At 67.4% G+C, this 11,493-nt stretch carries 10 protein-coding genes; 1 reads left to right on the top strand and 9 read right to left on the bottom strand.

The window, feature by feature from the left end; genetic code table 11:
* Positions 1 to 121: 121 nt before the first annotated feature.
* The 9 genes from recO to rpoE form a co-directional block, all read right to left on the bottom strand.
* Entirely contained in the window at positions 122 to 841 is a 720-nt protein-coding gene (gene recO, locus N7590_RS20735) for a DNA repair protein RecO (protein ID WP_164241728.1), read from the bottom strand.
* A gap of 18 nt (positions 842 to 859) precedes the next feature.
* Positions 860 to 1,756, bottom strand: coding sequence for a GTPase Era (gene era / locus N7590_RS20730; RefSeq protein WP_005410599.1), 897 nt, complete (start codon positions 1,754 to 1,756; stop codon positions 860 to 862).
* Positions 1,753 to 2,433: a ribonuclease III gene (gene rnc, locus N7590_RS20725; protein ID WP_053450480.1), complete on the bottom strand. Its 681-nt coding sequence runs from the start codon at positions 2,431 to 2,433 to the stop codon at positions 1,753 to 1,755. Before rnc ends, era begins: the two co-directional genes overlap by 4 nt.
* Positions 2,423 to 2,806 (bottom strand): DUF4845 domain-containing protein, encoded by a 384-nt coding sequence (locus N7590_RS20720; RefSeq protein WP_006462472.1) that lies wholly within the window; start codon positions 2,804 to 2,806, stop codon positions 2,423 to 2,425. Before N7590_RS20720 ends, rnc begins: the two co-directional genes overlap by 11 nt.
* A 52-nt stretch (positions 2,807 to 2,858) precedes the next feature.
* Complete coding sequence (lepB, locus tag N7590_RS20715; RefSeq protein ID WP_006462474.1) at positions 2,859 to 3,653, bottom strand: signal peptidase I; 795 nt, start codon at positions 3,651 to 3,653, stop codon at positions 2,859 to 2,861.
* A 54-nt stretch (positions 3,654 to 3,707) separates the two neighbouring features.
* Positions 3,708 to 5,501, bottom strand: coding sequence for a translation elongation factor 4 (lepA, locus tag N7590_RS20710; protein WP_040007303.1), 1,794 nt, complete (start codon positions 5,499 to 5,501; stop codon positions 3,708 to 3,710).
* Positions 5,502 to 5,678: 177 nt separating this feature from the next.
* The gene (locus N7590_RS20705) at positions 5,679 to 7,214 is read right to left on the bottom strand and encodes a DegQ family serine endoprotease (protein WP_164241729.1); all 1,536 of its coding nucleotides are present in this window, start codon (positions 7,212 to 7,214) and stop codon (positions 5,679 to 5,681) included.
* Positions 7,215 to 7,288: 74 nt separating this feature from the next.
* Positions 7,289 to 8,170: a sigma-E factor negative regulatory protein gene (locus tag N7590_RS20700; protein WP_164241747.1), complete on the bottom strand. Its 882-nt coding sequence runs from the start codon at positions 8,168 to 8,170 to the stop codon at positions 7,289 to 7,291.
* Positions 8,171 to 8,178: 8 nt separating this feature from the next.
* Complete coding sequence (gene rpoE, locus N7590_RS20695; protein WP_006462516.1) at positions 8,179 to 8,799, bottom strand: RNA polymerase sigma factor RpoE; 621 nt, start codon at positions 8,797 to 8,799, stop codon at positions 8,179 to 8,181.
* A 235-nt stretch (positions 8,800 to 9,034) separates the two neighbouring features.
* On the opposite strand from rpoE, the gene N7590_RS20690 reads away from it, so the two are divergent.
* Entirely contained in the window at positions 9,035 to 11,098 is a 2,064-nt protein-coding gene (locus N7590_RS20690; protein ID WP_279935853.1) for a 3-hydroxyacyl-CoA dehydrogenase NAD-binding domain-containing protein, read from the top strand.
* Positions 11,099 to 11,493 lie beyond the last annotated feature (395 nt).

Below are 11,493 nucleotides of genomic sequence, written 5' to 3'. Positions count from 1 at the left end.
GCGTCCCCCGCAACCGGACCCACCCCGCCATCCCGCAGGAAACCCGCTTCTGCTGTTGAGGTTGCCGGCCAGCGGCCGGCACTACCGCAGGTGCAGGGCTGCAAGCCCTGCCGGACGCCCCTCAACGCCTGGGGGCGAGCTGCTCGAGCAGTTCCCAGGACTTCAGGCCTCGCGGCCCCAGATGATGGGCCAGCACCCGCCGCATCGGCAGCCGCAGGCTGGCCAGGTCGGCCGCGTCAGGCTCTTCATCGGCCGCGAGTGCCAGCAGCGCCGAGCCCGTGGCCGCCGCCTGGCGCTCGCCGCCACGCTCGCTCAGCAGCCGTTGCGGCCCTTCCTGCGGGTCCAACGCATAGCGCGCAGCCGGGTCGACCGGCTGGCCGTCGCTGGCGCTGTCGAGCTCGAAGCCCAGGCCCAGCGCGGACAGCAGTTCGCGTTCGAAACGGCGCAGGGTCCAGGCCAGGCCGGCACCGACCGCCAGCCGCGCGCGTGCCTCACCGTAGGCGAGGTACAGCTCCGGCAACGGGTCCTGGCGAGGGGCCAGGCGCAGGGTCAGTTCACTCAGGTAGAAGCCGGCCAGCATCGCCTGGCCAACCAATCGCGGCGCGGCATCCAGCGCCTCGGCAGCGCGCAGTTGCGCCAGTTCACCCCTCTGCTGGGCGCTGAAACGGATCCACTGCAACGGCTGCAGGGCAGCGCGCAGCACCTGCCCCTTCGCCGTTGAAACACCGCGCGCGAGCAGGCCGATGCGGCCATGCTGCGCGCTCAACACCTCGACCAGCAGGCTGGTCTCGCGATAGGCCCGTGCATGCAGCACGAAGCCGGTGTCGTCCTCGATCATCATCGAAGCGACCGGGTCGGCTTACTCGTAGCCGAAGGCCTTCAGCGCGGCCTCGTCATCGGACCAGCCTTCACGCACGCGCACCCAGGTTTCCAGGAACACCTTGGCCCCGAACAGGCGCTCCATCTGCAGGCGGGACTTGGCACCGATCTCCTTCAGGCGCGCACCACCCTTGCCGATCACGATGGCCTTCTGGCCTTCGCGCTCGACCCAGATCACCGCACCGATGCGCAGCAGGTTGCCGTCTTCGGTGAAGCGCTCGATCTCCACCGTGGTGGCGTACGGCAGTTCTTCGCCGAGCTGGCGCATCAACTGCTCGCGCACCAGTTCGCCGGCCAGGAAACGCTGGCTGCGGTCGGTGATCTCGTCCTCGCCGAACATCGGCGGGGCTTCCGGCAGCAGCTTCAGCACGTCGCGCACCAGCGCTTCCAGGCCATTGCGCTTCTGCGCGGAAATCGGGTGCACGGCGGCAAAATCGCGGCCTTCGGTCACCTGCTGCAGGAACGGCAGCAGCGCGCCCTTTTCCTTCAGGCGATCGATCTTGTTGACCACCAGCACCACCGGGATGCCGGCATCGCGCAGCACGTTGAAGGCCAGGCTGTCTTCTTCGTCCCAGCGGCCGGCTTCGATCACCAGCAGGCCGGCGTCGACGCCTTCCAGCGAGCCACGCGCGGCGCGGTTCATCACCCGGTTCATCGCCCGCTTCTGCACCTTGTGCAGGCCGGGGGTGTCGACCAGCACCAGCTGGCCTTCCGGATACGTGGCGATGCCCAGCAGGCGATGACGCGTGGTCTGCGGGCGGTTGGAGACGATGCTGACCTTGGCGCCGACCAGGGCATTGGTCAGGGTCGACTTGCCCACGTTCGGGCGGCCGATGACGGCCACGCTGCCGCAATGATGGGGAGTTTGTTCGCTCACTTGGAATCCAGTTGTTCTAGGACGGCCGCAGCCGCCTGTTGTTCGGCAAGCCGCCGCGAGGCGCCTTCGCCCTCGGTGCTGGCGGCCGGGTCAGCTACGTTGCAGCGTACCCGGAAGTGTTTGGCGTGGTCGTCACCGGATTCTGACACCAGTTCGTACTGCGGCAACGCCTTCTGTCGGGCCTGCAGCCATTCCTGCAGGCGGGTCTTGGGGTCCTTCTCGGGCCGGCCGGAGGCCGGCAGTGCCTCGATCGACGCGCTGAACCAGGGCAGTACCACCGCCCGGCAGGCCTCGAAACCGGCATCCAGGTAGATCGCGGCCACCACCGCTTCCACCGCGTCGGCCAGGATCGAGTCGCGGCGATGACCGCCGGACTTCATTTCGCCAGGGCCCAGCGTCAGCCGCTCGCCCAGTTCCAGGCTGCGCCCGATCACCGCCAGCGCGCCTTCACGCACCAGCTCGGCGCGGGCACGGGTCATCGCGCCTTCGTCGGCCTTCGGCCAGCGCCGGTACAACGCCTCGGCCGCCATCATGTTGACGATGCTGTCGCCGAGGAACTCCAGGCGCTCGTTGTGCGGCGCACCCGCACTGCGATGGGTCAGCGCCTGCTTGAGCAGGGCCGCATCGCGGAAGGGATGACCGATCAGGTCGCTACGTTGGATGAATTTACTGGGCACCGCTTCGTGTCAGGTCCTGGGAAGAATCAAAATTGCCAACCACATCGAGGTTGCCGATCAGCGGACGACGCACTTCGTAGTTGACCTTGAGGGTCCAGCCGTTGTCGCGACGATCGAACTTCACATTGGCCGGCTTCACGTTGTCCGAGTAGTTGATGTACAGGCGCTTGAAGAACAGGTCCTGGATGCGGGCCGGTTCCATGTTGCCCACGCCCGGCTCGTTGGCCAGGCTCTTCATCGCCGAGCGCACCGCGTAGTACTCCTGGTACATCGGGAACAGCTTCATGCCGATGTAGAGGAAGAAGCCAACCACGATCAGGACCGTCAGGAACGAGGTCAGGGTCATGCCGCGCTGCGTGTTCATCGTCTTCATTGCGTTCTCCCCAGATACGCGTTGGATGTGAAAATACTCAGGTGATGCCCGATCAGTTGATGCTCGAGCCGATCCGCGACGGCTCGAAGCCATCCTTGCAGAACCAACCCTGGCAGTTCAGCCAGATCAGGAATGCCTTGCCGCGCAGGTTTTCCTCCGGCAGCAGGCCCCAGAAACGGCCGTCATCGCTGTTGTCACGGTTGTCGCCCATCACCAGGTACTTGCCGGCCGGCACGGTCCACTGGCCCTGGCCACGCGGATAGTCGGTCTCCAGCACGGTATGGGTGCGGCCCGGCAGGTGCTCGACCAGCAGGTTGGCGCCCTCGCCCTGGCCCTTGTGGCCGGCATAGATGCCCTTGTTGTCGTACTTCAGCGGCTCGCCATTGAGGATCACGCCGTCGCCCTCGAAGACGATGGTGTCACCCGGCACGCCGATCACGCGCTTGATGAAGTTCTCGCCCTTGGCCGGGTCGTTGTCGCTGTGGCCGGGGAAGTGGAACACCACCACGTCGCCACGCGACGGCTCGCCGAACGGCACGATCTTGGTGTTGCTGATCGGCAGGCGCAGGCCGTAGGAGAACTTGTTGACCAGGATGAAGTCGCCGATCAGCAGGTTCGGCATCATCGAGCTGGACGGGATCTTGTACGGCTCGGCGATGAAGCTGCGCACGATCAGCACGATCGCCAGCACCGGGAAGAACGCACGCGAGTAGTCCACCAGCACCGGCTCGGAATCGAGCAGGCCCGCACGCTGGGCGCGGCGCTTGGCGAGGTACAGCTTGTCCGCGAGCAGGATCAGGCCCGAGGCCAGGGTCAGCACGACCAGGAGGATCTCAAACAGTTTCATTCAGGGTCCTTTGCAACGTCACCAGACGACCGGCCCGCAGGGGCCGGTGCGGGCTTACTTGTTGTCCATCTGCAGCACGGCCAGGAACGCTTCCTGCGGGATTTCCACGCGGCCGACCTGCTTCATGCGCTTCTTGCCTTCCTTCTGCTTTTCCAGAAGCTTCTTCTTGCGCGAAACGTCGCCACCATAGCACTTGGCCAGCACGTTCTTGCGCATGGCCTTGACCGTGGTACGGGCGATGATCTGCGAGCCGACCGCGGCCTGGATGGCCACGTCGAACATCTGCCGCGGGATCAGGTCCTTCATCTTCTCGCACAGCTCGCGGCCGCGGCGATCGGCATGGCTGCGGTGCACGATCAGCGACAACGCATCGACCTTGTCGCCGTTGATCAGCACGTCCACACGCACGAACGGGCCGGCGTCGAAACGCACGAAGTGGTAGTCCAGCGAGGCATAGCCACGGCTGACCGACTTCAGCTTGTCGAAGAAGTCCAGCACCACTTCGGCCATCGGCAGCTCGTAGCTGATCTGCACCTGGCTGCCCAGGTAGTTGATGCCGATCTGGCTGCCGCGCTTTTCTTCGCACAGCTTGATGATGTTGCCGATGTACTCCTCGGGGGTGAGCACGTTGGCACGGATGATCGGCTCGCGGATCTCCTCGACCTGATTCACCGGCGGCAGCTTGGCCGGGTTGTCCATGTTGATGATCGAGCCATCGGTCTTCAGCACCTCATACACCACCGTCGGTGCGGTGCTGATCAGGTCCAGGTTGTATTCGCGCTCCAGGCGCTCCTGCACGATCTCCATGTGCAGCATGCCGAGGAAGCCGCAGCGGAAGCCGAAGCCCATCGCCTCGGAGCTTTCCGGCTCGAAACGCAGCGCGGCATCGTTCAGGCGCAGCTTGTCCAGCGCTTCGCGCAGGTCCGGGTAATCCTCGGCGTCCACCGGGAACAGGCCGGCGAACACGCGCGGCTGCATTTCCTGGAAGCCCGGCAGCGGCTTCGGTGCCGGGTCGCCGGCCAGGGTCAGGGTGTCGCCGACCGGCGCGCCGTGCACGTCCTTGATGCTGGCGGTGACCCAGCCCACTTCACCGGCACGCAGCGCCGGCAGCACCTTGCGCTTCGGCGTGAACACGCCGACGTTGTCGACCTGGTGGTTGCGGCCGGTGGACATCACCTGCAGCTTGTCACCGGGCTTGATCTCGCCCTGCATCACGCGCACCAGCGAGACCACGCCCAGGTAGTTGTCGAACCACGAGTCGATGATCAGCGCCTGCAGCTTCTCGGTGTCGCGCGGCGTCGGCGGCGGGATGCGGTGCACGATCGCTTCCAGCACGTCCTGCACGTTCAGGCCGGTCTTGGCGCTGACCGGCACGGCGTCAGAGGCGTCGATGCCGATCACGGCCTCGATTTCGGCCTTGGCGCGCTCGATGTCGGCGGTGGGCAGGTCGATCTTGTTGATCACCGGCACCACTTCCAGGCCCTGCTCCACCGCGGTGTAGCAGTTGGCCACCGACTGCGCTTCCACGCCCTGGGCGGCATCGACGACCAGCAGCGCGCCCTCGCAGGCGGCCAGCGAGCGGCTGACTTCATAGGAGAAGTCGACGTGGCCCGGGGTATCGATGAAGTTCAGGTGGTAGGTCTGCCCGTCCTTGGCCAGGTACGGCAGCGACACCGACTGCGCCTTGATCGTGATGCCACGCTCGCGCTCGATCGGGTTGGAGTCGAGCACCTGCGCTTCCATCTCGCGGGCCTGCAGGCCACCGCAGAGCTGGATGATGCGGTCGGCCAGCGTGGACTTGCCGTGGTCGACATGGGCAATGATGGAGAAGTTGCGGATGTTCCGCATCGAATCAGAAGACATAGGTGGCGGCGGCGCGCGGCGTCGTCAGGGTAACGGTCGATTATCGCATGCCCGGCGCCTCGCCGCGAAAACGGCCTCGTCGGGCCGGCCCGGAACGGCCGAAGCCCCGCCGAGGCGGGGCTTCGGGGCAGATGGCCGCCGCAGCAGCGGCCCGGGCAGGCCTTACTGGCCGGCCTTCACCGCCACGAACGCGCTGTTGCCGTTGCCGGTACGCACCAGCAGCATCACCACATCGTCCTTCTTGTAGCTGGACAGCGCGCGGTTGAGGCCATCCACGCTGCCAACCGGGGTGCGCCCGACCTGCAGGATCACCATGCCCGGAGACAGGCCGGCATCACGCGCCGCCTGGCCCTTGACCCCGGTGATGCGCACGCCCTCGTTGCCGTCCAGGCCGAACTGCTTGCGCTGCGGCGCGGTCAGGTCGCTGACGTCCAGGCCCAGCAGGGCATTGGCCCCGGCCTGCGGCGCCGCATCGGGCTTGGCCGTGGCGGCCGCGCGGGCACTGCCCTGGCCATCTTCACTGAGTGCGGTCAGCGTTGCGCTGAGGTCGCGCGGCTTGCCATCGCGGATCACGCCCAGGGTGACCCGGCTGCCCGGTGCCATCGCACCGATCAGCGGTGGCAGGTCCGACCAGCTGTTGACCGGGCTGCCGTTGACCGAGCGCACCACGTCACCGATCTGTACGCCGGCCTTCTCTGCCGCACTGCCGGCCACGATCTGGTTGACCAGCGCACCGCGGCTGTCCGGCAGGCCCAGGCCCTGCGCCTTCAGCGAATCGATCGGTTCGACCACCGCACCCAACTGGCCACGGGTGACCTTGCCACTCTTCTTGATCTGCTCGACCGCGCTCATCGCCAGGTCGATCGGGATCGCGAAGCTGATGCCCATGTAGCCACCGGAGGCGGAGAAGATCTGCGAGTTGATGCCGACCACTTCACCGCGGGTGTTCAGCAGCGGGCCGCCGGAGTTGCCCTGGTTGATCGCCACGTCGGTCTGGATGAACGGCACGTAGCGCTGGTCGGCGCCGCCGGTGCTGCGGCCCAGCGCACTGACGATGCCCGCGGTGACCGAGTGATCGAGGCCAAACGGCGAGCCGATCGCGACAACCCACTGGCCCGGCTTCAGGGTGTTGGAATCCCCCACGCGCACGGTCGGCAGGTTCTTGCCGTCGATCTTCAGCAGGGCCACGTCGTACTGCTGGTCGCTGCCCACCACCTTGGCGTTGAACTCGCGGCTGTCACCCAGCTTCACCTTCACCTCGCTGGCATCGGCCACCACGTGGTAGTTGGTCAGCACATAACCGTCGGGCGAGATGATGAAACCCGAGCCCATGCCGCGGCCCTTGATGCTGGGGCCGCCATCCTGGCCACCCGGGCCCTGCCCCGGCATCGGGAAGTCCGGGCCGAAGAAGCGGCGGAAGAACTCGGGCATGTCATCGTCGCCGCCCATCGGGCCCCGCGAGGCCTGGCGGTTGTTGCGCACGATGGTGGTGTCGACGTTGACCACGCCCGGCCCGACCTGTTCGACCAGGTGGGTGAAGTCAGGCAGGCCGGTGACCAGCGGCTGCGCGGGCGCCCGCGGCGCCGCAGCCGGCGCGGGCTGGGTCTGCGCCGCAGGCGCCGGCGCCTGGGCGCAGGCCATCAAGGGAAGGGTCAGGGCCAGCAGGCCGATGGCCTGCGTGCGGAGTCGGGGAGTCATCGGACGGCAACCTCCGGATCGGGTGGAAAGAGGAATACGGGCCCCGCCGACGGCGGGGCGTGAAAGCGCCCGGCTCAGTCGCGCGGGCGCGGCGGCACCGGCAGGTCATCCTGCAGGCGCGGCTCGAACGGGTAGAACGCAGCACCACCGGCGTGGGCCGGGAAGCTGGCATTGAGCGCGCCACCGGCAGCGGGGGCCAGGCTGGAGCGGGGCCACGGTCGCGCCTGCAGTGCTCCCACCTCGCCAAACGGCAGGTTGCGGCTGGCGTTGGCCGGCACGGTCGGGGTCAGCGGCGCCTGCGCGGCGGCCACCGCACGCTGCGGGCTGTCATCACGCTGCGCGACACGCGCGGCCTGCTGGCTGCGGGTCGCGCTGGCGCGACGGCTGTCCTGGCGGCGGCTGGCGGCGGCCATTGCCACCGCCGGTGCAGCCGCCACAGCCATCGCAGCGGTATCCACCGACGCCTCGGTGACCGCAGCCGGGCCGCTCGGCGCCGGCGCCAGTTCAGCCTGGCTGGCGATCACCTGCGGTGCCAGCGGCTCGCCGGGGGCGGTCTCCTGAAGCTTCTCGCCGCCCATGAACAGGGCCACGGCAGCGACCGAGGCGGCCAGTGCGGCACCACCGCCCCAGGCCCGCCAGCCGCTGCGACGCGCCTGGCGGCGCGGCTCGGCCTGCGGTGCCGGTTCGGCCGCGATGGCAGCCGCCACGGCGGCACTGAAGCCGGCCGGGGCCAGTGCCGGGGCCTGCCCGCGCATCACGTCGCCCAGCAGTTGCCAGCGTTCCTGGCAACCCGCCAGCTCCGGATCATGCTCCATGCGGCGCAACAGGAAGCGCGCTTCATCGGCGCCCAGCTCGCCGTCGACCAGGGCCGACAGCTGTTCGCGGTGGCGCTGGTCCAGGCGCTGCCCAGCAGGGGATTGATGGTTCTGCGATTCGTTGAACGGATTGCTGGTCAGATTGCTGGTCATACGCGGCTCTTCTCACGGGTGGCGCTGCCGATGTCCAACAGCGGCCGGAGTTCGGTGTCGATCGCCTCGCGCGCCCGGAAGATCCGTGAACGCACGGTGCCGATCGGGCACCCCATCTTCTGCGCGATATCCTCGTAGCTCAGGCCTTCCACCTCGCGCAGGGTGATCGCCAACCGGAGTTCCTCCGGCAGCGCGTTGACGGCTTTCATCACCGTCTGTTCCAGCTCCTGGCGCATCAACTCGCGTTCGGGCGTGTCGGTATCGCGCAGGCGCGTACCGCTGTCGAACTGTTCGGCGTCGCCGATGTCGATGTCATCGGTCGGCGGCCGTCGATTGTGTGAAGCCAGGTAGTTTTTGGCGGTATTCACGGCGATTCGATGCAACCAGGTTGAGAACTGGGCATCACCACGGAAACTTCCGATCGCGCGGTACGCACGGATGAAAGTGTCCTGGGCGACGTCCTGACATTCGCTCCAGTCGGCGATGTAGCGACCGACGAGGGCCACGACCCGATGCTGGTACTTGCGTACCAGGACATCGAACGCCGCGCTCTCACCGCGCTGCACACGCCGGACCAGTTCCAGATCCAGCTCCTGTGGTGTATCAACCTCGGCCATGAGGGGCCGCACTCCTGTCAGCCCAACCGACGTCGGGCAATGAGACTGCCAATCCCGGGAAAAGTTCAGTCGCCGATCACCTGGCGCCGCACCAGCTTTTAACCACCGTTCCGTTAGCGTCCCGGTCCACGGCCATGGATCCGGGGTCGCCACTCCCCTGCTATTGGGATTTGACGCGGGGGAAACAACCTCTGGATCATAGCCGCTTCTCCATACACAACCGGATGGAACGTCCATGCTCTCAGGCTTCGATGGTCTCCGCTTCAGCCACTGGCACCCCGAGATCCGCGACGACGGCGTGGTGGTTCTCTCCCTGGATCGTCAGGACAGCAGCGTCAACGCGATGTCGCAGGACGTGCTGCTGGAACTGGGCGACCTGCTTGAGCGCATCGCGCTGGACCCGCCGAAGGGCGTGGTGATCCAGTCGCTGAAGAAGGCCGGCTTCATTGCCGGCGCGGACCTGAAGGAATTCCAGGAATTCGACCGCCGCGGCACCGTCAACGATGCGATCCGCCGCGGCCAGGCCACCTACCAGAAGCTGGCCGAGCTGCCCTGCCCGACCGTGGCGGCCATCCACGGCCACTGCCTCGGCGGCGGTACCGAGCTGGCCCTGGCCTGCCGCTACCGCGTGGCCTCCAATGACAGCAGCACCCGCATCGGCCTGCCGGAAACCCAGCTGGGCATCTTCCCGGGCTGGGGCGGCAGCGCGCGCCTGCCGCAGCTGGTGGGCGCCCCGGCGGCGATGGACATGATGCTGACCGGCCGTACCCTGTCAGCCTCGGCCGCGCGCGGGATCGGCCTGGTCGACAAGGTGGTGGCCCCGGCGGTGGTGCTCGACACCGCCGTCGCGCTGGCCCTGTCCGGCACCACCCGCCCGTTCAAGCAGCGCGCGACGGCGTGGGCAACCAACACCTGGCTGGCGCGCACGCTGCTGGCGCCGCAGATGGTCAAGCAGGTCGCACGCAAGGCCAAGAAGGACCAGTACCCGGCGCCGTACGCGCTGATCAGCACCTGGCAGCGCAGCGGCGGCAAGCCGATCCAGGCGCGCCTGGATGCCGAACGCCGCGCCGTGGTGAAACTGGCCAGCACGCCGACCGCGCGCAACCTGATCCGCATCTTCTTCCTGACCGAGCGCCTGAAGGGCCTGGGCGGTGGTGATTCCGGCATCCGCCATGTGCACGTGGTCGGTGCCGGCGTGATGGGCGGCGACATCGCTGCGTGGGCCGCCTACAAGGGCTTCGAAGTGACCCTGCAGGACCGCGAGCAGCGCTTCATCGACCCGGCCATGGAGCGGGCACAGGCGCTGTTCGCCAAGAAGGTGCGCGACGACAGCAAGCGCCCGGCGGTGGCCGCGCGCCTGCGTGCCGACCTGGAAGGCAACGGCGTGGCCGAGGCCGATCTGGTGATCGAGGCCATCATCGAGAACCCGGAGGCCAAGCGTGCGCTGTACCAGACGCTGGAGCCGAAGATGAAGCACGACGCGCTGCTGACCACCAACACCTCGTCGATTCCGCTGGTGGAACTGCGTGACCACATCCAGCGCCCGGCGCAGTTCGCCGGCCTGCACTACTTCAACCCGGTGGCGCAGATGCCGCTGGTGGAAATCATCCATCACGACGGCATGGCGCCGGAGACCGAACGCCGCCTGGCCGCGTTCTGCAAGGCGCTGGGCAAGTTCCCGGTGCCGGTGGCCGGCAGCCCGGGCTTCCTGGTCAACCGCGTGCTGTTCCCGTACATGCTGGAAGCGGCCACCGCGTATGCCGAAGGCATTCCGGGCCCGGTGATCGACAAGGCCGCGGTGAAGTTCGGCATGCCGATGGGCCCGATCGAACTGATCGACACCGTCGGCGTGGACGTGGCCGCCGGTGTCGGCCGCGAGCTGGCGCCGTTCCTGGGCCTGCAGATTCCGGCGGCGCTGCAGACGGTGGAACCGGACAAGCGCGGCAAGAAGGATGGCCAGGGCATCTACACCTGGGAGAACGGCAAGCCGAAGAAGCCGGACGTAGCCAGCGACTACCAGGCACCTGCCGATCTGGAGGACCGCCTGATCCTGCCGCTGCTGAACGAAGCAGTGGCCTGCCTGCACGAAGGCGTGGTGGCCGACGCGGACCTGCTGGATGCCGGCGTGATCTTCGGCACCGGGTTCGCGCCGTTCCGCGGTGGTCCGATCCAGCACATCCGTGCGGTGGGTGCTGATGCGATCGTCGAGCGGCTGAAGGCGTTGCAGCAGCGCCATGGCGATCGTTTCGCCCCGCGCCCGGGCTGGGACAACCCGGCCCTGCGCGAACCGGTGGTGTGAGTTGATCTGCCGGGCCTGCGGCCCGGCACCCGCTGGATCAAAACCCAACGCCAGAGCCAGAGCCGGAGCCGGAGCAACAGCCGGCTCTGGCTTTTCTGTTAGGTGGGTAGTGCGGTGTGGGCAGGCAGGACACGCCGTAAACCCATCCATGGGGGCTCGATGGCGCCATCCATGGCGCCAACGGTCCTGCCTGCCCACACCGCCCTACCCCTGACAGTTTCCCGGTGACGGTTGGTGAACTACGAACCCGGTGGGTGTCGACCTTGGTCGACACCTGAGCGAAGCGACCGGCGTTTGATTCTGATTTTGATTTTCTTTTTTCTTCTCCGTGGCTGGACGCCCACGGACACTGTCAGAGGCCGGGCGGGTGGGTTGCGCAGGACCGTTGGCGCCAT

The organism is Stenotrophomonas sp. GD04024, from assembly GCF_029837545.1.
Lineage (GTDB): Bacteria > Pseudomonadota > Gammaproteobacteria > Xanthomonadales > Xanthomonadaceae > Stenotrophomonas > Stenotrophomonas forensis.
The sequence above is the reverse complement of the archived record's forward strand: the minus strand, read 5'-3'. Positions and strand labels throughout refer to the sequence as shown.